This is a genomic window from Staphylococcus kloosii (assembly GCF_032139365.1).
Classification (GTDB): domain Bacteria; phylum Bacillota; class Bacilli; order Staphylococcales; family Staphylococcaceae; genus Staphylococcus; species Staphylococcus kloosii_A.
Genome location: NZ_JAVTDB010000071.1, coordinates 26,290 through 48,343, shown reverse-complemented (window position 1 = coordinate 48,343; position 22,054 = coordinate 26,290). Strand labels below are relative to the sequence as shown.

Sequence of the window (22,054 nt, the reverse complement as noted above, 5' to 3'; positions counted from 1 at the left end):
ATTGAATAATATTTTTGTCGTTTTTGACGACTTTTATATACTATCAAATAGCGACTTTTAAGTCAACTACTTTTTAATATTTTTTGTTAAGCAATAATCTTTAGTTATCAACTACTTATTATTGGCTCACAAAGAATTATTCTACCATCAAATCTACAAAATGCAATAGAAAAGCACACAATAAATTGTGTACTTTTCCACTTTGGCTATTGCGTTTTTTCGATGATCTGTTGAGCAATAGATTGGTATATTTTACCTAAGTCGTCTGTTTCTTGATATATTGAAGGTGCAAAATCTTGTGGATCCCATGAAGGTTGCGCTAATGGCAACTTACCTAAAAGGTCAGTTTTTAATTCTTCTACTAATTTTTCACCGCCGCCTGTACCAAATACATATTCTTTATTACCAGTTTCTTTACTTTCGAAATAAGACATGTTTTCAATAACACCAAGTATAGAATGTTCAGTATGTTTCGCCATTGCACCTGCTCTTGCTGCTACAAATGCTGCTGTTGGATGTGGTGTAGTTACAATAATTTCTTTACTAGAAGGTAACATCGTATGAACATCTAAAGCGACATCACCTGTTCCAGGCGGTAAATCTAAAATTAAATAATCTAAATCTCCCCAGCGTACTTCCGTGAAGAAATTATTTAGCATTTTACCTAACATTGGTCCTCTCCAAATTACGGGTGCGTTTTCTTCAACAAAGAATGCCATTGAAATAACTTTAACGCCGTAACGTTCAACTGGGATAATTTCTTTACCATCAACGCCAGGTCTTTCATTAATTCCCATCATGTCTGGAATACTAAATCCATAAATGTCAGCATCGACTAATCCAACTTTTTTGCCTTCTCTAGCTAAAGATACTGCTAAGTTAGCCGCTACTGTTGATTTCCCAACGCCACCTTTACCTGATGCAATTGCAATAAACTCTACTGGGTTGTCTTTAGATAAAAGCCCTTCAATAGTTTGTGGTTGGTCACTAGATGACCCTTTATATTTATCCACTATATCAGCTGGAAGTTCTTCAAATCGTATACCTACTGTATTTGCCCCATTTTCTTTTAATGCTTCTACTATTTTCATTTGAAGATCTAATTGTGGTTGACCTCCTAATTGTGCAATCGCAACTTTAACACTCACGTGCTCGATTTCTTCTTTAATAGAGACTTCAACGACACCATCATTTTCAGACAATGGTACATTTATTATTGGATCATTTATATTTCCAACAAGCTCTTTAACTTGTTCAACTGTTAACACAGTAAATCCCCCTCAAATTGTTATTATTAATTTTATTCTAACAAAAACTCTTTGCAATAAGCTATGTATAGTAATAATTAATTTACTGTAAGTATAAGTTTTAAATTAATATGAAAAAAGAAGTTAGCTCACAGTTCAAAACTTAATAAACTAACTTCTTTCATAAACATAAATATATTAAATTTCCCTTGTATTTACATTTGTTCTATCTTCTCTAACGAACCATGCCATAATTAATCCAATAACTACGAGTACTGCTACGATAGCGAATGCAAAGTCTACCCCACCTGCTATAGCTTGACGTTGTAATAAGTCTTTACTCTCATGTGGTGTTGGTTTAGGCGCAAAGATTTTCGCCCCTACTGTCATAAAGGTAACCATAAGCGCAGTACCTAATGAACCTGCTGTAACACGACCAAAGTTACTAATAGCTGTACCATGCGAAATATCTTTGTTCTTCAATGAATTAATTCCGGCCGTATTTAATGGCATCATTAATAATGATACTGAGAACATTCTTAATGCATATACAATAACTAAATACATATAAGATGTTTCAACTGTTAGGAAGCAAAGTAATATAGTAAAAATTAAAAATAATGTGAATCCAGTCAAGATTAATGGACGAGCACCATATTTATCATAAAATTTACCAGTAAATATAGACATTATGCCGTTAATAATTGCCCCGGGCATAATAACCAAACCAGATAAAAATGCAGATAACCCTAACGCATTTTGTACATATAATGGAATTAACAATGCAGGTCCTACCATCCCCATCATTACAATCATAGATGATGCAGTCGTTAACGTGAAAACTCTACTTTTAAATACGACTAGATTCAATAATGGATTGTCTATATTTAATTGTCTTCTAATAAATGCACCAATAATAAAAATGCTGACTATAAGTGCAATAATAACGATAGGACTAGAAAATCCTAGATTACCTGCACTACTAAATGCATAAAGTAAAATTCCGAAACCTAGAGTAGAATATACAACAGATCTTTTGTCGAGTTTTGTATCCTTCGTTTCATTGTAGCTTCTAATAAATATAGCTCCGAATATAAATCCTAACAATGCCACACCTACAACGATTATAAATGGCATTCTCCAACTTGTAGCATCAATGACTAAACCTGATAAGGTAGGTCCAATTGCAGGTGCGAATTGAATAACTAAGCCTGCTAACCCCATTGCAAAACCACGTTTACTTTTAGGGAATAACATAAATAATGTAAATTGCATTAATGGCATAATAATACCTGCACCCATTGCTTGTATAACACGAGCTAACATTAACACACCAAAATTTGGTGCAAGTGCAGCGACGATTGAACCAACTAAAAATATACCCATTGCTATTAAATAAAGCGGACGTGTCTTAATTTTATCCATTAAGAAAGCTGTTAAAGGTATCATAACACCATTAACAAGCATAAAACCGGTAACCAACCATTGTGACGTGTTTTCGGAAATGTTTAGACCTTTCATTATTTGAGGTAAAGCTGTATTTAGTAATGTTTGGTTTAATATGGCAACAAACGCACTGACGATCATTACCGCAACAATCATGTTTCTTTGTGAATTAGATACGGATTGCGAGGGCATCCAGTCACTCCTTTCAGTAACTCCATTATTTTTTTTGATTTAAATCTTTACTATCTGGATAAAATACTTCTTTACATATAAATAATAGTCCCATAATGACTAAGATTACCCAAAATTCTATGTTGATATAAGTGTAGTGAATGTGAACGACGAAATAAAAAAGCAAAGTTGTCACGACAAAAGTTATTAAATGATACGTTAAACCTTGAAAATATGGATTGTTGCTCAGTTTTTTCCTAAAATAATCCATTAAATTTTCGACGGCAAATAACGTAAAGTAACCAAAAACAATATAGCTACCATAATATAATAAATTGTCGTAAAAACCTCGGTTGTATCCAAAATAGGCCAGATGAAAGTAAATAAGAATACGGCTTAGTCCAAACAAGCCAAAACCTAAGAAAGTTAGAAAGATTGCACCTGATATTACAAAAATAGTGAGAACAATTAGCGTTGTAAAAAAGTACTTTATAAACTTCATAGCATCTTTGCCCTCCTATTAAGTGCTATAACGAAATATCAACCAGGTTCATTTTCTTATTAACTAAGTATAAATTTTAATAATTCTATTTAAAAGTCAAATACTAATAATAGTAATTATAATACTAACTAAGCATTAACTTCAATTCAATTACTCTTTATTTGTTTATCTCACACATTCTCTACGTTGTGTCACTAGCCATAAAATAATGAGTGCGATTAATAAGACAAATGTTAGCATAATGACATTATAAATATTGAACTTAACATACGATAATGACAAGTAATATACATACCCCATCACTGTTGATCCTATTGAACTCCCCAAACTTTTAGTTAAAGTATAGAGAGACATCATTCGTTTCATATGTTGGGGGCTGGTTTCTTCTTGTGTAATCACACTATCTTTTGTATATACTGTACCAAAACTGACACCGGCTAATAATAAACTAAAGGCAATGAATAATGGTGCTTCTTTCACAAATAGTATGAACACGCCGCAAAAAAGTAATAAGGTAAACGCAAATAGATAAAGTCCTCTTCTTGAAAATTTCAACTCTAACTTATCTAATGAGAAGTTCAAAATCAACCATGCTATAGATATTGGGAATACAACAAATCCGCTTTGTAGTGGGGAAAGATGTAACTGTTCCTGCAAGTATACAGGCATATAAATGTTATAGCCCATAAGTATCATTGCGTAGATAAAATCAGTTGTAAAAATAACGATTATTGTTTTATTAAATTCAGTCACTGGAATGAATGGCTTATTTAAACCTTTTTCATAACGATAAAGTATGTAAGCAACGATTATAGTGAATATGATTGCTATAAGGTTAAGTACCAAATGCGTTTTATTCATAACCGCAAATAAAAATGTAAATATCATTATATAAAATACAGTCATACCTTTAACATCTAATTTTCTATTCGTTTTAGACGCACTTGTTTCAGATTTAAAGTGGAAAGTTAGTAAAACAAGTATGATAGCGATAGCTGCAATTGGCAAGTTAATAAAAAATAACCAGTGCCACGATAAAAATTGTAAAATTACACCACCTAATAAAGGACCTACAATACTTGATATCCCCCATACGCTTCCTACAGTTCCCATAACTTTATATCTAAGTGGGATGTCAAAAGCTAATTTGGGAACGATTTGACTTAGTGCCATCATTACACCAGCACCTAATCCTTGTACAAAGCGAGATATTATCAGCATAGAAAACGAGGCACTTAAACCAGAAAGTAAACTACCAATTGAAAATAAGATGAGTCCTACTATAGTTATATAACTAATTTTCAAACGATCTAATGCTTCTCCTACTATTGGGTTTGCAATGACGATTGCTATAAAATAAACTGCAAAAACTAAAGAAGCTAAACCTCCTGCATTGAAATTATGTTTAATTGTAGGGAGAGCCAAAGATACAATGGACGTTTCTATCGCTGACATAAACATGATTAAAATCAATGCAACAACAATTCCTATAGATTTTATATTCATAATCTCACCACTTCTTCCTAAAAAATTGCCACACATTACTTAACCATTTTTACCGATAACGTGCAACAGAAAAAATTAAAAATAATACTGATGGCCTATATTAAAAATATTAAACGACGCAGCACCCTATCTTTAAGAGAAAGGATGCTGCGTCGTTTAATATGCTTCTTTAAAACGGCTATCTTTTACATGAAGTAAACAATACCCACAAAGTGAAATACAGAAGCTAATACTATAAATATATGCCATATCATATGAAAATAAGGCTTGTTTTTTTGTGCATAAAACCAGGCGCCAATCGTATAAGCAATACCGCCAAAAAGTATAAACAGCATAAAAATAATTGAAGTATGTTTAACGATTGTAGGAACGAAAATGATACCTATCCAACCCATAACTAAATACATAAAAAGACTTAATTTATGATTAACATGTTTAGCCAATGATTTGTATAAAATACCCCAAATTGTAATACTCCACAACACAATCATAGCTGTCCAGCCCATCCAACCACCAATGAGTGATAAACAAATAGGCGTGTAAGTACCTGTAATAGCTACATAAATCATACTATGATCTATAATTCTCATAATATATTTATGTGCAGAATTGTTCGCCATAGCATGATAAACCGTTGATGATATAAACATTAAAAATATACTAATTACAAAAACTGAAACACTAAATGCAAGTAATACATCACCATGTATATAACTGCGTACTGCTGCATATGGCAATACACATAATGTTAGAAATGCAGCGATACCATGAGAAGCGGCATTACCTATTTCTTCACCAAATGATAAAGGGATAATATCTTTAAAAGTTTCCATAATTTTATGGTCATGCTTGTCGTTTGTATATTCGTTCATTCAATTAATCACCCTTATTTTATGATGTTCATACGTTTTAAATCTTGAGTAGCAGTTTCTACACTATCTTTACCTTCTTTATTTTTTAGAGGTGAAAACTCTTCGTCTCTATTAACTTGCAATGTAATAAAGCTATTCGCATATTTGAAAATATCAAAATAAAATAGTTCAAATTTAAGTGTCGGTTGTTCAATAACACCAAAATCTTCATCTAACTGTTTTAGGCGCTTAATGGCAAGATGATACGGTAAATCGCGGTCAACAACATTTTGTATAAATGACAACTTAAACGCATGTATACCAATATTAGCGTTATTAATTTCGTTAGCAGTGTCTTCAGATAGCTCTGAATATTCATAAACTGTATCTTTATGGTCGACATTGACTAAGCGCCCGACACTTTCACCTTTTTTAGGTTGAATCGATTTAGTTGATACATCTTTACCGTGGGCATCCACATACCCTGCAAACGCTGGGTCGAGCACTTTGACTAAAACGTTGTCGATATTGTTTATGAAAATATATTCTACACCCGCTTCACGCATGTCAGCTAAATATCCAGCTTTTTCTAATGATTTAAATATGCCTCCATTGCCATTTGGAGTTTCTAATATTTTACCATTCACATCTAAAACTAATTTACCTTCTTCAGAAAGTGCAACGACATTGTCTTGTATAAAGAAATGTACATGATCACTGTCATAACCAAAATAACTTTCATCTTCAAAGAATAACCTTGTTTCTCTGTCATTAATATTACTCGTCATAATGTACCAATCTACAGTTGTTCCTGTTTTAGCTTGTAAGTCTAGTAATTGCTTAGCTTGTAATTCAAATAAACTTACGTCTTCAATTTCGAATGACCCTTTTGGGCCTTTATAACCTAAACGTGTCCCTTGCCCACCAGCCATCAACACAACTGCAAACTTTCCGTTTTTGATGGCTTGTATACCTTGTTGTTCATAACTTTCCAACATTTGTTGTGAAAAATCAGCTTTTCTTTCATATTTAACTTCTTGCACTGAAGATACATCTTCAATTACTTTTTTATTTACATATAATGATTGGTATAAATTTTGAATTTGTTCTAAATCAAGTGATTTAACCTTGTCATTTAGCTGTGCCTTTTCATTTGAACTCATTAACTTTTCGAATTCTACCAAATGACCTTGATTGAATTTGTCTAGTTCTTTTTTATCCAACATTTATTCTCTCCTAACATTTCTAATGTACTAGAAATAACTAAACTATATAAAATACATTAATATAAAAACACTGTATGTACGATAAAGCATATTAATTAATATAACAACTAATAACTTATAAAATATTTAATTAAATCATCTATATTAGATTTAAACAAAGTATATAGGCTTCCTATTATAAGTGCAGAAGCTAGCGATAAATCTACTAAGCCACCTGTTTTAAAAGTTATCGGTAATTTAACAGTTAAAGGTATAGGATAAAATAACTTCACACCTTTAGGCGTTAACATATCTAGTATAACATGCGAAATCAACCCAGTAATTATCGTTATAAAATAATATTGTGGTGTTTGTATTACGTAGAGAGCAAATCCTATTATAACTATAAATAAAATTGAATGTGTAAAGGTTCGATGCCCAAAAAGCAATCGAATAAAAAAACTCAACACTCTAATTTTGCGCCCAATTTTACTTTGGGTATGACAGATATCTGGTAATAAGCTAGCAATCACAGCTAATACGACTATCGTCACTGATGTAAACAAATCTGTCTTATAATATTCAATGGCTAAAGCTCCTACTAAAACACCACACGAAGCATGCGTTTTCCCTGTCATTATCACTTCTCCTTAATGTACATATTTTATCACATACACTCATTTTAAGCGAACATACTTTCGCAAAACAATTAAAGTATGACATATTTTAAAAAAGTATCACACAATAACTTGAAAACGATTCCATTTTATTATATGATGTAGCTACAAAATATTTATAAGGATGTGTTCTAGATATGGCAATGACAGTAAAAAAAGATAATAATGAAGTTAGAATTCAATGGAGAGTAGCAGATATTAAAATTCCTAACAACGAAATTAATAACATTTCTCAAGATCAAAATATTCATGCTGTTCCTAAACTAGATAGAGAAAAAGTTTCTAGAATTGGTTCAACTTTCGGTAAAACAAACAGAGTTATTATCGATACAGCAGATCATGAATACATTATTTATACTCAAAACGATCAAAAAGTTTATAATGAATTAACTAAATAATATATAAAAGGAGACGATAACTAATCCTAGCTATCGTCTCTTTTTATATGCCTTTTATATTGACTATAGATAGAGAACTTTCTATTATAAAATTATAATTTACTTTATTAAATCAATCATGGTGGTGACTATTATGTACGTAGTAACGAATCGCATTGACGTAAAAAAAGGATTTGCAGCAAAAATGGCCAGTAAATTCACATCAGGTGGAAAAATACAAGAATTACCTGGATTTCATCGCATAGAAGTTTGGCAAATCGACGATTCTGAAGATTATGATCAAATGTATGTAAATACATGGTGGGAAAGTGAAGAAGATTTTAAAAATTGGTTACATAGTGATGCCTTTAAAGAAGCACATAGTAAAAAGGATGGCTCAAATAAAGAAGAATCACCTGTCTTAGGTAATAAAATTGTAAAAGCAAATGTATTATCAACATTGAATAATAATTAATTTTATTAAAAAAGTACGCACCATAATATGGATGCGTACTTTTCTTTTAACTGTATATAATAATATTTAACTAAAGTATAAGTGCGCCATTAACGCAATTATAGGTAAAGCGATAATTGTACGAATAAGGAAAATCACAAATAACTTAAATATACTGACAGGAATTTTAGAGCCTAAAATTACTCCCCCAACTTCTGACAGGTATATAAGTTGCGTGATACTTAGCGCCCCGATAACAAATAAAGTAATATTGCTATTGGCACCTTCAATTAGTATTGAAGGTAAGAACATATCTGCGAAACCAATAATTATAGTCTCAGAAGCATGCGCTGCCTCAGGGATTTGCAATAATTCTAAATATGGTACAAACGGTTTACCAATAATCGCAAATAGTGATGTGTAGTTGGCTATAATTGTCGCTAAAGTACCAATACTCATAACAACAGGTAATATGACAAACCACATATCAATCACAGTTTTAAAACCTGATTTAAAGAATGCTTTAAAGCCCGGTGCTTTGATACCTGTTTCTGTAGCCATATCAAAGCCATGTCCTAATGCAGTTTTACCTTTTGGTAATTTCTCCGTACGCATTTCCTCTGGCACTTCTTTCGCATAGACATCTTTAACCGAACGTAATGGCCATACTCTTGGTGTAATAACGGCTAAAACTAAGCATGATACAATAACCGTTAAATAGAAGTAGAAGAAGTGATTTTGCATATGCACGGTCTGTGCTACTACTATAGCAAAAGTTAAAGATACAACACTGAACGTTGTCGCAATTACGGTTGCTTCTCTTTTTGAATAAAAGCCACCTTCATACTGTTTACTAGTTATAAGTACACCCACTGTGCCATCACCAATAAATGAAGCTAAATTATCTACTGTTGAACGCCCAGGTAATGTAAAGAGTGGTCTCATGATAGGTCTAAATAGAGGACCTAATAATTCAAGCAAACCATATTCCATTAATAATGGCAAAAATAATGCCGCGAAAAGAAATACTGTTACTAATGTTGGTAATAAACTTGTAAATATTAATGCGCCAGTATCCTCAGAATAAATAACTTTTGTCCCTATTTTTAAAAATGTAATCCATACAAATACAACCGCTAACAATCTCAAAATAAGCCAAATCCATTTAACATTAAAAGCATTGTACATGAGTCCATTCGGATTTAATTTATTTTTAAAAATTGTAGAACACAGTAAGGTTAATATTCCCGAGAGTGTGATAATAATTACGATTATTATTGGCATTGCGCCACCAATTAAATCTTTTAACACACCGGCTAAAAACGCTACTGTTAAAGTTGTTTCTTTCTTTCCATCATCATTCGTCACCGTGATAGGTAATAAAAATAAGATTATTCCTATAAGCGACATAATAACAAACTTCAAACGACCTTTAATAATTTGTGACCTACTATATTGATTCATTAGCTTCATCTCCCTATGATGTCGTTTATTTTCCATCATCTCCATAATGCAGCAATAATTATAACTTAATATGTATATTTATGTAAATAGTTCACGTTGTATAATTTCTTGATTATAACTAAACTATCACATAAGTAGTTATATATACATTATTATAACCTACATTTTTCTTAATAAATATAAAAAATATGGTGCCCCAACTATCGTCACAATAACACCTACAGGAATATCTAAAGGAGGATGTATACCACGAGCTAAGGTATCACTAACAACTAATAGTAGAGCCCCTATTAAACCAGACATAGTGACAACATGTATATGTTTTGGCCCTACTAATGAACGAGCAATATGTGGTGCTAACAAACCTAAAAACGTAAGACCACCCACGACTGAAATAGATGCACCGGCTAATATTACTGCTAACAGTAACAACACTACTTTGACGTGTTTAACTCTAGCGCCTAAAGCCATAGCCACATCATCGCCTAAGTTAAGAACATCCAGTTGAAAACTATAATAAAAAATAATAGGCAAAGTGATGATAAACCACGGCAATAAAGCCACTACATTATTCATGTTATGACCGTACAGGCTACCTGTTAACCATACTAATGCATTATTTGCATCTAGTGGATTTCTAATTAATAAGTATTGCACGATTGCTGTACAAATCGCACCAATGGCCAGACCTATTAATGCTAACTTAGATCCTTTTACATTTAGTTTACTAATACAGAAAGTTAATAATACGCTAATTATTAACGCTCCAGCGAACGAACCAAAAGGTAAAATAAATAGTGGTGCTGATGGGAAAAGCATGATAATAATAACTGCTGTTAGACTTGCACCTTTCGTAATACCAATGACATCTGGTGAAGCAAGTGGATTTCTAACAACACCTTGAATAAGCGCACCAGAAATTGATAAACTACTGCCGACAATAAGCGCTAGTAACATTCTAGGCATACGGTACTCATTAATAATAAAATTGCTATGTGCAAATACATCTTTTATCACATCTATTGGATTAATAAATACTGCGCCAACAGCTAAAGATAAAATCGTACTTAAAATTAAAAGTATACTCACTGTTATGTAACGAAATAAAAATTTGTTTGTCATAGTCGATCTACTCCTCTAATGGTAATTGCTAAGAAGTATATCGCTCCTAAAAATGATGTAACGATACCAACTGGTGATTCGAAAGGAAAAGCAATTAATCGACTTAGAACATCTGATAGTAATAACAAATCCGCGCCAATTATCATCGATAAAGGAATCATCAATAAATAATTCCTACTGACATAATGCTTAACAATATGCGGTACAATGAGTCCTACAAACCCAATTGGACCTGCTATCGACACCGATGTACCTGCTAAAACAATAACAAGTATGCCGATCATGATACGTATTAATTGTATTTTTTGTCCTAATCCTTTTGCCAAATCCTCGCCTAACTCTAATATTGACAGTTGTCTTCCCATCAATATAGTTACTACAAATGCTATAACTAACCACGGTAAAATATTCATTACTTGTACCCATTTAATAGTAGCTAATGAACCTACAAGCCAAAACATTACCGTAGTAGTAGAATCTTCATTTAATAAAATAAGTCCTTGGGTCATACTAGAAAAAAACAAGTGCACTGCCATTCCTGCAAGTGCCAACTTAATTGGTGTGATTTTTTGTGTTGAACCAGATAATAAATAAACAGTCAAACCGCCGATAAATGCACCAATAAATGCTAAAATAGTTGAAATCGATGATAATGATGGTAGCGCTAATGTAATTAATACAATTACGAATGACGCACCTGAATTGACACCAAAAATTTGTGGTGAGGCTAATGGATTTCGGGTCATCGCCTGCATTAACAAACCTGCTAAAGCTAATGCTGCACCAATTAATAATCCACCTAGCATTCTAGGCATACGAACGTTATGCACTAAAAATGTTGCTTTCGTATTTGTATGTCCTGTAAAATAACTGAAAATATCGCGTGTTGTAATTTGTGATGAGCCAATAGCTAAGTTTAAATACATTACGATAAAAAGCAAGCACACACTCACAATAAATATGAGTGCGGCTCGCTTAGGCTTATCTTGTTTAATCTTAGTTTGGCTAAATACATTTAATTTAGCCATTACTTTCCACCTTACTTATCTTGAGAATTACTTTCATTTTTTGAAATCTTAACTAATTCTTTAGCGATTTCTTCTGATGAAATGATACCTCTTGCACGAGCCCATGTATTTCTATCAACTACCTCGACTCTATTATTCTTAACTGCATCTAAATCTTTCCAAACTTTATCACTTTCTTGTTTCTTCAAGTCTGGATCATCTTTACCTTTATCAGTCATAATAAACATTCTACCAGGATTTATATCTGAAAGAACTTCAGAATTCAATTGTAGATATGGCCCTTTTAGATATTTAGATAAACTATCTGTTTTAGTTTTATTTAAAGCGTTGTTGAAACCTAATTCTTTTAAAAGCTGTCCGACATATGTATTTTCCGGATGAGCTAATAGGCCTGATTTAGAAGCAACTGCAGGTAATACTGCTTCTTTTTTATCTAATGTGATTTCTTTGCTGTATTTATCCATTAATTTTTCGTGCTTATCAAGTCTTTCTTTACCTTTATCTTCTTTACCTACAGCTTTAGCAATCGTTTTGAATGCTTCAATATTGTCTTTATAATCACTATCAAAGCTAGGTAACATAATAGTTGGTGCTATTTTTTCTAAATCTTTCTTAATGCCTTTATGTCTATTACTATCAGCTATGATTAAGTCTGGTTTTTGGTTGCTTATTTCTTCTAAGTTAGGTTGTTTACGAGCGCCTACTGATTTATAATCACCAATTTTATCGCGAATTGGCTCAAGTAATCTATTTTTATCGCCATCGTCTGCAACGCCCACAGGTTTAATACCTAACGCTGCAAGTGCATCAACGAATGAAAATTCTAATGCCACTACTTTTTTAGGGTTTTTCTTAACTTTAGTAGTGCCCCCATCATTTTTTATTGAGACTGTTTCTTTAGAGTCACTCTTGTTGCTAGACTTCTTGGAATCGTTATTACTAACTGTCCCACATGCTGCTACTAATAACAATGATAATGCTAAAAACATAATACTTATGAATTTGACTTTATGCTTCATCGTTTCACTCCTTAAATATGTATCACATCACATATTTAATTGTATTGATAACGATTATCATTGTCAATATAAAATTAACTTTACTTAATAACTATTTAACTGTTGCTCTATGAAGTGTTCATTCATGAGTTGAATGCCTGAATCTTCTACGTAATGCTTCGGTACATTATCGGCATACATACTTTGAGCTAATGCTCTATAGCCTAACGCAAAGTTAATATGATCTCCTACTTGATAATGATCACAATTTTGTAAATCTATCATTACATGGTCACTTGTTGCTCCTAGAACTGTAATGTTGTTATTAATTGGCACTATTTCATCCACGTAAGTATCTAAATAACCGATATCAAGTATAGCTTGCAAATAATTTTTACCGCTAGAAATATCTAATCTTGGTTTGATTTCTACTATTTCAGCTTCCATTGTAATCGCATCTTGGAATAACGTAGCAATCGGTTTATCTGTTGTCGTATCTACACCTCTAAATAGTGTTTCCCCAATACGTAAATCATTAATCTTACCTAAATTATTATAAAACATTTGTGGTAACATACTAGAATTACCACCCGAAATAATTTTGAAGTGAAATCCTACTTCATTTTCAATTGAGGCTACAAATTGATTAATCATCTCTACATCATTGTCATTAGGAGGAATTGCATTGAAACACATAAAGTTAAATGCTAAGCCCGACAAACAAATATGATGCATAGATATAATTTCTTGAATATAGTCGATAACATCATAAGTTAAAATGCCTTCTCGGGCGTCTTTCCAATCAATCATAAGCAATATTTGATGCTTTTTATGATATTTTTTAGCTATTTCATTTATTTTTCTAATTGTAGCAATTTCTGTTTGAATACTCATTTTACTTTTAAGGACAACATCTTCTAATTCACTTTGATTTACATTTCTTATTATTGTGAAAGATACATCTTCGGCTAATGACTTATTTACATTATCCATACGTGCTTCTGCAAAATGAGTTAGTCCAATATGTTTTAATACTTCTATAATTCTTCTATCCCCTGCTACACATTTAATTACAGGTGTAAAGTTAATATCATGCTCAGCTAGTGTAGACATTAATACTTTAGCATTATATTGAATTTTAGATAAATTAATTTGTAATTGCACCATAACGTTACACCTCTCTTCTTAATGGGTTAATTAATTCTGTAGTAACGTATTTTTTTACCTTATCTTCCATTCTCATCCTTAAAAGGGCTTTTACTGTAATTGTGTCCCCAAATAAAATCTTTCTTAATTCAGTAGCATGACGTTTATTATCATCTATAGCATCATCAACGATACTTTGAACAATTTTAAATAATTCTTGTTCGTCTACATCATCATATTGATTAAAGTGATGAATTAATTCTGCTATCTGATTTTGAATTACTGCATGTTGAAATTTTTCAATAACTGCTTCTATTGATTCGCCAATTAAACTTTTATTATTAATTTCCACATTGGGTAAGCGTTTATGCATTGTATTTAAATCTATTCTAGAGCCGCCTAAATCTCTCACAATAAATGCCATTTGATAATCATATCCTAAATTAACCACTGTATTTTGCATATGTGCCTCTAATGCTATGCCATAATCTTGGATGTATGCTATAAGTGGTTTGATCAATGTATCGGCATAATGCAATATAAATTTTTGTATAGTATCTTTATCGACACCATTATCTATCCATTCAAGATAACTGTCGACGATATAATTATTATCTATTGGATTTTTATTAACTAAACTCGCTGTTACGATGGTTACGCCATTACGTACAAAAATAGGCTTTCTTCTAACAATACAAGCTAATTGTTTAGCTAATGATTCATTAGTATGCGCATATATACCATATGGTTCTGTTGCTACTTGTAAGTGTGGGTAAATATCCAACATGGATTGTAATTCATAACTTAGGCGTGGACCATCTATAGTCGTTACTGGTCCAACGGTTCTAATTGCGCTAGTCATCTGTATACTGACTGGCAATTTTATATGAAACGGTTTATTAATTAATTCCATTGTTCTAAATGACAATGTCGCTTTAGATGGAATTTCAAAAGGCGTCGGTAATAAGTATTGATCCTTAATCCATGATTTAAATGCGTTCACAATAACATTATCATATTGCCATGGATGTACTAAAATTACGTGATAATCTTTAAGTTTTAAATTATATGGTTCTAAAAATGCTTTTAATCTATATTTGTATTCGGGTAATACACTGTCTAATATAAATTGTTCATCATCTTCCATAGTAGTTGGCACGGCTTTATCTTTATGAATTAACATCAGTTTAAGTGGTATAACTTTTTCAAATTCTGGCGCATACTTTTTCATTTCTTCTTGTGTTAATGGCAATTTTGTTTTTGATAAAGGATGAGTTGGGTGACCTTCTAACACAAGACTTTCAGAATAACTCAAATCATTCAAATCACTCTCTGCAGTTATATGTTGTAACCAAGCGAAAAAATTAATAACTTCTGGCATTCTTGTAAAACGTAAACTTGAATGTATATGTTTTTCTCTATTTTCAAAGTTTTGATAAGTAATTTCAAATCCATCTCTGCTTGATAATAATTCTTCTTCGAGACGTTCCTGAATATTAATATCAAATTCATAAGTTAAAATGTTAATCAATTGTTCAAGATCATTGATTGAATATTGGGTATTACCGCATTTATAAGTTGGCTTACCATTAAAAACATAACGTTGCATAATACTTTTTCTTTCAACATCAAGTACAAGTGCTCGACCTTTATATTGTAAATTAACTTGGTTGTTATGCTCACTAAACACTAATTTTTCTGGAAATATTGCTTCTTTAATTATTGCGTTCATCACTCTATGTTGAATGTTTAAATCTGCTAAGTCCCACGCTGAACTAATCATAAATTAGGTCCTCCAACTTTTTTCTGTTATTAATAAGGCTAAAAATAAGTGCAATTGATAATGTGCTTAGGCCCATAATCATAAATGTTTGTATAATACCAAAATAACTAGCTATAAAGCTCATTAACATAGAACCTAATGGTATCATTCCTCGATCCATCATTATTACACTTATTATTTTACCTCGATTTTCGGTACTTACACGTTCTTGAAAATAAATTCTATTCGTGGTTCTTGCCCATTGACTGAACAAACCAATTAAAAATATTGAAATAAATAATGTATATGTATTAGATATCATCGTTCCTAACAATGAAATACCAAATAAAATTGAACTACCATAATAAACTTGAACGATTGATAATTTATTTAAAATATTAGGTAATACTACGGTCGAAATAATACCTCCAATTGCACTACATGTCATGGCTGTACCAAAAATTGCTGCTTGATGCGGAAAGTTTTTATCAGTTAACACCGGTAATAATGTACTAAACGAGAAACCCGTAGCCATTATTAATAATGATGTAATAAAAATTCTTGATCCAACAAGATTTTCTTTAAAGTAATCAGTCACTACTTTTAATGATAATGTTTTACTTGTTGGTATTTGATCATTATCTTTAAAACGAATCGGTAGGCAAACGAGTGCAGCTAACAAGTAACAAATTGCCTGTATCACAAATGAAACTTGTGAATTATATGTTGCAACAATAAAACCTGCAATTGCCGGTCCAATAGAACGACAAATATTAATTATAAATGAATGATAGGATACTGCTTGCGTAGTCGATAACTTGGAACTAAGGTTAGGCAACGCCGATTGTCTTATCGGTGTCTCAATCGCACTAAGTATCCCTCTACCTAATGAATAAATTAAAAATATTATTATCGGTAATTTAACTAATGATATGTTGAGTATGCATAGTAAACTCGTTAAAATAAATGAGAACGAAATCGTCATTTTGATTAATGTAGCTTTATCATATTTATCGGCTAAATTACCAGCCCATAAACTTAAAATTAGAATGGGTATTAATCTAAAAAAATTTATTAATCCCAAATATATTGCGTTATGGTATAAACTAAAGACATACCAATTTAAAGTAATCTGTCCTATCCAATTCCCTAAAAACAAAAGAAATGAACTAGGAAAAAAGTACTTGGCCATGAAAATCCACCTATCTTTTTAATTGATAATAATTATCATTATCGATATTATGGATTATACAAATATAATATACATTTGTAAAATAATTTTTTTAGAGGTGCATTATGAATCTGCAAATTGAATTAACTGAAGATGAACGTCATGCTTACGAATATTTAACTTCAACTAATCCAGCATGGGCGACTAAATATAAAGAAACAGTTATGACAAGCCGCGACAAAATTACGCAACGGCTAATAACGTCAATGTATAGAGAAAACTTAGCGCAATGTCATCTCTATAGCACTATCTTAGATGTTAATGATTTATCTTATGATGTTTCTACATCACAGCCAAAGATACTTAAAATTAATTATCCTAATGTAAATAAAACAATTATCGCTCCGATATCTGGTTCATTTGCATTTGACCGCGTGGATGTTGAAGGTCCTTTTTATTTTATTGAGGATAATAAATGCAAACGTATTTTACATCCTTCAGAAGTATTAGACTGTATTTTAATCGAATTACCAGAATTAAATAATAGTGCCAGCGAGCAATTTAATGCGGATATGGTTAATAGTGCTGCCAACTTAGCATTAGCAATTAGCTTTCAGGCGATTCACTTTGAACATGATCATACAGAACTTTGGCAACTTATCAAACATGCTGAAGATAGTTATTTAAGATCAGAACAAGCTGTCATTGAAGGGCATCCGCTTCACCCAGGTGCTAAATTACGTAAAGGTATGACACCACAAGAGACTATCAATTATTCATCTGAATTTGGCACACCTTTAACATTAAAATTTGCTTTATTACATAAAGATCTATCTCGTGCGCAATCACAACAAGGCTCATTTAATGAAACGTTATTTGCACAATTTGATGGTCTTGAAACATCTGTGTTAAATAAAATTAGCGCAGAACAATATACTAATTTCAATATTATTGTTATACATCCTTGGCAATATGAGCGCATTTTAAAAGAAGAATATACAGATTTAATATCAAGTGAGTATTTTATTTTACTTGATTATGATGTTCCCTATTACTCAGGGTTATCATTTAGAACATTAATGCCAAAATATCCAAATGTTTTACCACATATCAAACTAGCTACAAATGTACACATTACTGGGGAAATCAGAACTTTATCTGAGCAAACGACGTATAATGGACCATTAGTAACCCAAATTTTAAATCAAATTTTAACTAAAGATGATTTATTCGAAAATATTCAAGCTACTACCGTGGATGAATTGGCGGGCATACATTTTTATAATACGCATGACGGTGATAAACAACGACAACGTAGTGAACAATTAGCTACGTTATTTAGAAAAAATATTTATCAAATTATTGATAATGACGCGACAGCTGTTATCGCTTCTTGTTTAGTAAGCGCTCATCATTATAATCCAACTTCGTCCTTAGAGACCATCATCAACGAATATATGAAAAATTATCAATTCACTGATTTTGATGAAGCAGCATATGTATGGCTAACACATTATGGAGAGCAATTATTCAATTTAGTCATACCATTAGTTGCTAAATATGGGATTGCGTTAGAAGCTCATTTACAAAATACGGTTGTCGCTATTAATAAAGATGGTTCACTTAACAAGATTTATATTAGAGATTTCGAAGGCTTAAGAATAAATAAGAATCAGTTAGCTGATATGGGTTATCGTACTTCAAACTTCCATCATTCATCACTTATTCTTACTGATAAACAACAAACAGTATTTAATAAAGCATTTTATTCTACTGTACAAAATCATTTAGGTGAATTTATTTTAACTGTGGCTAAGGTAGCTACAGATTCTAATTTTGAATCAAACGTTTGGCGTAAATTAAGTGATATTTTAGCTGAAAATATCGATACTATAGCACAATCTATAACAACAAAGGATACTATAACAACAAAGGATACTATAACAACAAAGGATAATATAGAAGCATTTAAAGCAACAATTTTTGCTAAAGAAATAGATTATAAGTGTGTGACGACGATGCGTCTAGTAGATGAAGCCGATTATTATACGTATGTTAAAGTATCAAATCCACTTCATCGATAGAAATAAAAATGGAGCGGAACTAACATCTTATTTTTAAAAGAAGATGTTGTAGTCCCGCCCCAGTATGGATGGCTAGAGCTGAAAGCAGCTTGATACAAGCGTTTTTTCAATTTAGTCATCTACTGCTCATATAAAAATAGAGCCTAAGACAATATTGTCTTAGGCTCTTATTTTTAATTATTGTAAACCTTTTTCTTCTTTATTTGAAGATTGGCTTTTATCATTTTTTTGTGACCATTCTTTTTTAGTCATTACATCTTCAACGTGCATGTTAACTTCTACTACATCTAAACCAGTAATATATTTAACTTGTTCTTTAACTAAGTCAGTCACTTTACGGAAAATCTTAGGTGCTGATTCACCATATTCTAAAATTACCTTTAAATCAACTGCTGCTTGTTTTTCTCCTACTTCAACGCTAACGCCTTGTGTAACATTACCGTCATTATTACTACCGAATGAATTTGATATGCTATCAACAAATCCACCTTTCATAGCTAAGATGCCGTTAACTTCACGTGCTGCAATTCCAGCAATTTTTTCGATTACTTCATCAGCAAAAGTTAATTTGTTAGAGAAGCTTTGTTCTTGATTTTGTTGCTCCTGTTTTTGTTCTTGTTCTTTTTCATTTACTCCAGTTTGGTTATCATATGCTTGTTTTGCTTTATTGTTGTCTACTGCCATATTAATTTCTCCTTTATTGTAAATTTTAAATTTTAAAAGTTATGATTTAACTCCATCGGTTTAAAAAATTTAAAAAGTCTTGCTTACGGTCTTTCATATACCCAATACCAATTCCAATTAAACACAATACTATAATTAAAATTGTTTTCCAGAAACCTAAAGTTAAAAATAGAATCGCGATAATTAAAAATGCTAAGAAACCTATAATTCTCCACTTAAATGATTTAAATATATCAATCACTGCTTGAGTGGAATCTTGTCCATTTTGATTATTATTGTTAGTCATGATTACCCTCCCTTACAACACACGTTGACCTGAGGTTTTTTGATCTCTAACATTGACCTCTAATTTTTTTACAGGTATTTCTGTAAAATGTTCAACATTTTGCTTAATATCATTTCGAATTTGTTCAGTTAATGATTTAACTTGTACATCCCCTGGAACAAAGAAATCAGCTTTGATTGTAATATGTGAGTTCTTTTTCTTGTTATAAAGTTTAGCCACTACGTTGGGCTGTCTAATTTGATCATAATTTACTATCGTATCGTAAGCAGATTTTTCAACTGCTTTTCTTGATACGTAAATATGTCCATCCTGATAATCTTTATAAAGTCCAGGTTTTCTATACGTAGGTTTGAACAAGCTAAATACTAAGATAAGACCTATCAAAATAAGAAATGCTGCCAATCCAATAAGTGTTGGTTTGAACCAATTAAATTGTAATAGGTATTGTTGGTATTGCGTTATTCTCGAATCATCAATATACATGAATAATAAGAACCCAACAATGACAACAATTAATAGTCCTAAGATAAAGTTCTTTAAGCGTTTCACCCCGTATGACACCTCCTATGCATTTAAACTGTGATTTTTAGTACTGCGTCATACAAAAATATACCCAATAAGTAATTTCGAAAAACATTTTTTAACTTTTCTTTCAAAATAAATAAAATAATAAGTTATCCAAAACAATATAACTTGACCATTTTTGAAATTTTGTATTAGGTTATTCCTCTTATAAAGTATATTTTATTATAACTACGTTTATTTACCCTCTTAAACATTTTTTAGTCACTCAACATAGAAAAAACAACCTTTACTTAAAAGGTTGTTTTGAATAATTATTAGTTTGTTGTGTCATCTAGCTTGATTACTAATTTACCAACCATGCTATGACTTTCTAATGTTTTATGCGCTTCATATAATGAATCTGCTGATAATCCTTCAATAACTTTATTTACCGTTGGTTTATAATTTCCTGCCTCTAGTTTTTCGGTAATATCCGTTAAATATTGATGGTGTATATTTAAGTCGTGTGCATCATGTAACGGCCTAGAATACATATATTCATGTGTAAATGTGACACTTTTAGATTTTAATAAATTGAGATCTTGCTTCTCGTTAAATGCAACTATTGTCGCAATTTTACCTCTCGTTTTTACAAGTTCAACCATTTTTTCAAAATATAAATCAGTGTCGAACGTACAAAAGATGTAATCAACATCTTTTATATTATGTTGCTTAAACTCATTACTTAAATCCTTGTTATGATTTAATACAATATCTGCCCCCATATTTTGAGTCCATTCCATTGTTTCCGGTCTAGAAGCAGTGGTAATGACTTTAAGTCCATGATGTTTAGCCATTTGTGTAGCAATACTACCTACACCACCTGCACCATTAATAATTAATATAGATTTTTCTTCATTCTCTTCAGGTTGATGTGAAATACCAAATACATCAAATAATGTTTCTGAAGCAGTTAACGCAGTCAATGGAATACTTGCAGCTTCAACATCTGAAAGGTTTGTTGGTTTTAAAGCTACGACTCTTTCATCTACAAGTTGATATGCTTCGTTTGATCCTTGATAACTTGGTGAACCAGAATAGTAAACTTTATCTCCAACTTCAAACGAACGTACTTTTTCACCTACTGCTTCAACAATACCTACAGCGTCAAACCCTAAAATACGTGGTCCGTCTTCTACAGGACTTTGTCTAATTTTAGTATCTACAGGATTAACACTAATCGCATTTACCTTAACTAACAATTCCTGATTTTGAGGTGTAGGTTTGGCTCGGTTAAATTCATAAAATAAATTGCCTTCATTAAGTTGGAAGCCTTTATCTGCTCCAATTGCTTTCATGCTTAGACACT

General features: G+C 31.6%; 21 protein-coding genes. 3 read left to right on the top strand and 18 right to left on the bottom strand.

Annotation, left to right across the window (positions count from 1 at the left end; all coding sequences use genetic code 11):
* Positions 1–206 precede the first annotated feature (206 nt).
* The 7 genes from RPL90_RS09800 to RPL90_RS09770 form a co-directional block, all read right to left on the bottom strand.
* Positions 207–1,268 carry a P-loop NTPase gene (locus RPL90_RS09800; RefSeq protein ID WP_313548508.1) on the bottom strand — a complete coding sequence of 354 codons (1,062 nt, stop codon included), beginning with the start codon at positions 1,266–1,268 and terminating at the stop codon, positions 207–209.
* A gap of 177 nt (positions 1,269–1,445) precedes the next feature.
* Positions 1,446–2,885, bottom strand: coding sequence for an MDR family MFS transporter (locus RPL90_RS09795; protein ID WP_313548506.1), 1,440 nt, complete (start codon positions 2,883–2,885; stop codon positions 1,446–1,448).
* Positions 2,886–2,910: 25 nt separating this feature from the next.
* Positions 2,911–3,366 carry a SepA family multidrug efflux transporter gene (locus RPL90_RS09790; RefSeq protein WP_313548504.1) on the bottom strand — a complete coding sequence of 152 codons (456 nt, stop codon included), beginning with the start codon at positions 3,364–3,366 and terminating at the stop codon, positions 2,911–2,913.
* A 165-nt stretch (positions 3,367–3,531) separates the two neighbouring features.
* Entirely contained in the window at positions 3,532–4,872 is a 1,341-nt protein-coding gene (gene sdrM, locus RPL90_RS09785; RefSeq protein ID WP_313548500.1) for a multidrug efflux MFS transporter SdrM, read from the bottom strand.
* A gap of 185 nt (positions 4,873–5,057) precedes the next feature.
* Complete coding sequence (trhA, locus tag RPL90_RS09780; protein WP_313548497.1) at positions 5,058–5,744, bottom strand: PAQR family membrane homeostasis protein TrhA; 687 nt, start codon at positions 5,742–5,744, stop codon at positions 5,058–5,060.
* A 14-nt stretch (positions 5,745–5,758) separates the two neighbouring features.
* Positions 5,759–6,949 carry a UTP--glucose-1-phosphate uridylyltransferase gene (locus RPL90_RS09775; protein ID WP_313548495.1) on the bottom strand — a complete coding sequence of 397 codons (1,191 nt, stop codon included), beginning with the start codon at positions 6,947–6,949 and terminating at the stop codon, positions 5,759–5,761.
* A 107-nt stretch (positions 6,950–7,056) separates the two neighbouring features.
* Positions 7,057–7,566, bottom strand: coding sequence for a metal-dependent hydrolase (locus RPL90_RS09770; protein WP_313548490.1), 510 nt, complete (start codon positions 7,564–7,566; stop codon positions 7,057–7,059).
* Positions 7,567–7,742: 176 nt separating this feature from the next.
* Here RPL90_RS09770 and RPL90_RS09765 point away from each other — a divergent pair, with 176 nt between their 5' ends.
* A complete protein-coding gene (locus RPL90_RS09765; protein ID WP_313548485.1) occupies positions 7,743–8,003 on the top strand; it encodes a SunI/YnzG family protein in 261 nt (86 codons plus the stop codon).
* 133 nt (positions 8,004–8,136) lie between these two features.
* Complete coding sequence (locus RPL90_RS09760; protein WP_313548479.1) at positions 8,137–8,457, top strand: heme oxygenase; 321 nt, start codon at positions 8,137–8,139, stop codon at positions 8,455–8,457.
* Between the two features lie 66 nt (positions 8,458–8,523).
* Here RPL90_RS09760 and RPL90_RS09755 read toward each other — a convergent pair whose 3' ends face one another.
* The 7 genes from RPL90_RS09755 to RPL90_RS09725 all read right to left on the bottom strand — a co-directional run bounded on the left by RPL90_RS09755 (position 8,524) and on the right by RPL90_RS09725 (position 17,148).
* A complete protein-coding gene (locus RPL90_RS09755; protein ID WP_313548472.1) occupies positions 8,524–9,900 on the bottom strand; it encodes a YjiH family protein in 1,377 nt (458 codons plus the stop codon).
* A 159-nt stretch (positions 9,901–10,059) separates the two neighbouring features.
* A complete protein-coding gene (locus tag RPL90_RS09750; RefSeq protein ID WP_313548467.1) occupies positions 10,060–11,022 on the bottom strand; it encodes a FecCD family ABC transporter permease in 963 nt (320 codons plus the stop codon).
* Complete coding sequence (locus tag RPL90_RS09745; protein WP_313548461.1) at positions 11,019–12,050, bottom strand: FecCD family ABC transporter permease; 1,032 nt, start codon at positions 12,048–12,050, stop codon at positions 11,019–11,021. The genes RPL90_RS09750 and RPL90_RS09745 overlap by 4 nt, the downstream gene beginning before the upstream one ends.
* An 11-nt stretch (positions 12,051–12,061) precedes the next feature.
* Positions 12,062–13,069 (bottom strand): ABC transporter substrate-binding protein, encoded by a 1,008-nt coding sequence (locus RPL90_RS09740; RefSeq protein WP_313548458.1) that lies wholly within the window; start codon positions 13,067–13,069, stop codon positions 12,062–12,064.
* Between the two features lie 84 nt (positions 13,070–13,153).
* Entirely contained in the window at positions 13,154–14,215 is a 1,062-nt protein-coding gene (locus RPL90_RS09735; protein WP_313548454.1) for an alanine racemase, read from the bottom strand.
* A gap of 4 nt (positions 14,216–14,219) precedes the next feature.
* Positions 14,220–15,977: an IucA/IucC family protein gene (locus RPL90_RS09730; protein WP_313548450.1), complete on the bottom strand. Its 1,758-nt coding sequence runs from the start codon at positions 15,975–15,977 to the stop codon at positions 14,220–14,222.
* On the bottom strand, positions 15,970–17,148 hold the full coding sequence (locus RPL90_RS09725; RefSeq protein WP_313548447.1) for an MFS transporter: 1,179 nt from the start codon (positions 17,146–17,148) through the stop codon (positions 15,970–15,972). Before RPL90_RS09725 ends, RPL90_RS09730 begins: the two co-directional genes overlap by 8 nt.
* 104 nt (positions 17,149–17,252) lie before the next feature.
* Between RPL90_RS09725 and RPL90_RS09720 the strand changes: the two genes are divergently transcribed.
* Entirely contained in the window at positions 17,253–19,211 is a 1,959-nt protein-coding gene (locus RPL90_RS09720) for an IucA/IucC family protein (RefSeq protein ID WP_313548443.1), read from the top strand.
* A 177-nt stretch (positions 19,212–19,388) separates the two neighbouring features.
* On the opposite strand, the gene RPL90_RS09715 is transcribed toward RPL90_RS09720, so the two are convergent.
* The 4 genes from RPL90_RS09715 to RPL90_RS09700 form a co-directional block, all read right to left on the bottom strand.
* A complete protein-coding gene (locus RPL90_RS09715; protein WP_313548440.1) occupies positions 19,389–19,895 on the bottom strand; it encodes an Asp23/Gls24 family envelope stress response protein in 507 nt (168 codons plus the stop codon).
* Between the two features lie 46 nt (positions 19,896–19,941).
* Complete coding sequence (locus RPL90_RS09710) at positions 19,942–20,181, bottom strand: DUF2273 domain-containing protein (protein ID WP_061853464.1); 240 nt, start codon at positions 20,179–20,181, stop codon at positions 19,942–19,944.
* 12 nt (positions 20,182–20,193) lie between these two features.
* A complete protein-coding gene (gene amaP / locus RPL90_RS09705; protein ID WP_313548436.1) occupies positions 20,194–20,730 on the bottom strand; it encodes an alkaline shock response membrane anchor protein AmaP in 537 nt (178 codons plus the stop codon).
* Between the two features lie 290 nt (positions 20,731–21,020).
* Entirely contained in the window at positions 21,021–22,043 is a 1,023-nt protein-coding gene (locus tag RPL90_RS09700) for a zinc-binding alcohol dehydrogenase family protein (protein WP_313548433.1), read from the bottom strand.
* Between the last annotated feature and the right edge of the window lie 11 nt (positions 22,044–22,054).

What these genes read in the sequence shown, in the direction of transcription:
- RPL90_RS09795 (WP_313548506.1), bottom strand. Translation starts at nt 2,885, where the DNA reads ATGCCCTCGCAATCCGTATCTAATTCACAAAGAAACATGATTGTTGCG.
- RPL90_RS09770 (WP_313548490.1), bottom strand. Translation starts at nt 7,566, where the DNA reads ATGACAGGGAAAACGCATGCTTCGTGTGGTGTTTTAGTAGGAGCTTTA.
- RPL90_RS09750 (WP_313548467.1), bottom strand. Translation starts at nt 11,022, where the DNA reads ATGACAAACAAATTTTTATTTCGTTACATAACAGTGAGTATACTTTTA.
- RPL90_RS09790 (WP_313548504.1), bottom strand. Translation starts at nt 3,366, where the DNA reads ATGAAGTTTATAAAGTACTTTTTTACAACGCTAATTGTTCTCACTATT.
- RPL90_RS09745 (WP_313548461.1), bottom strand. Translation starts at nt 12,050, where the DNA reads ATGGCTAAATTAAATGTATTTAGCCAAACTAAGATTAAACAAGATAAG.
- RPL90_RS09720 (WP_313548443.1), top strand. Translation starts at nt 17,253, where the DNA reads ATGAATCTGCAAATTGAATTAACTGAAGATGAACGTCATGCTTACGAA.
- RPL90_RS09725 (WP_313548447.1), bottom strand. Translation starts at nt 17,148, where the DNA reads ATGGCCAAGTACTTTTTTCCTAGTTCATTTCTTTTGTTTTTAGGGAAT.
- RPL90_RS09740 (WP_313548458.1), bottom strand. Translation starts at nt 13,069, where the DNA reads ATGAAGCATAAAGTCAAATTCATAAGTATTATGTTTTTAGCATTATCA.
- RPL90_RS09775 (WP_313548495.1), bottom strand. Translation starts at nt 6,949, where the DNA reads ATGTTGGATAAAAAAGAACTAGACAAATTCAATCAAGGTCATTTGGTA.
- RPL90_RS09700 (WP_313548433.1), bottom strand. Translation starts at nt 22,043, where the DNA reads ATGAAAGCAATTGGAGCAGATAAAGGCTTCCAACTTAATGAAGGCAAT.
- RPL90_RS09765 (WP_313548485.1), top strand. Translation starts at nt 7,743, where the DNA reads ATGGCAATGACAGTAAAAAAAGATAATAATGAAGTTAGAATTCAATGG.
- RPL90_RS09755 (WP_313548472.1), bottom strand. Translation starts at nt 9,900, where the DNA reads ATGAATCAATATAGTAGGTCACAAATTATTAAAGGTCGTTTGAAGTTT.
- RPL90_RS09760 (WP_313548479.1), top strand. Translation starts at nt 8,137, where the DNA reads ATGTACGTAGTAACGAATCGCATTGACGTAAAAAAAGGATTTGCAGCA.
- RPL90_RS09715 (WP_313548440.1), bottom strand. Translation starts at nt 19,895, where the DNA reads ATGGCAGTAGACAACAATAAAGCAAAACAAGCATATGATAACCAAACT.
- sdrM (WP_313548500.1), bottom strand. Translation starts at nt 4,872, where the DNA reads ATGAATATAAAATCTATAGGAATTGTTGTTGCATTGATTTTAATCATG.
- trhA (WP_313548497.1), bottom strand. Translation starts at nt 5,744, where the DNA reads ATGAACGAATATACAAACGACAAGCATGACCATAAAATTATGGAAACT.
- RPL90_RS09735 (WP_313548454.1), bottom strand. Translation starts at nt 14,215, where the DNA reads ATGGTGCAATTACAAATTAATTTATCTAAAATTCAATATAATGCTAAA.
- RPL90_RS09710 (WP_061853464.1), bottom strand. Translation starts at nt 20,181, where the DNA reads ATGACTAACAATAATAATCAAAATGGACAAGATTCCACTCAAGCAGTG.
- RPL90_RS09730 (WP_313548450.1), bottom strand. Translation starts at nt 15,977, where the DNA reads ATGATTAGTTCAGCGTGGGACTTAGCAGATTTAAACATTCAACATAGA.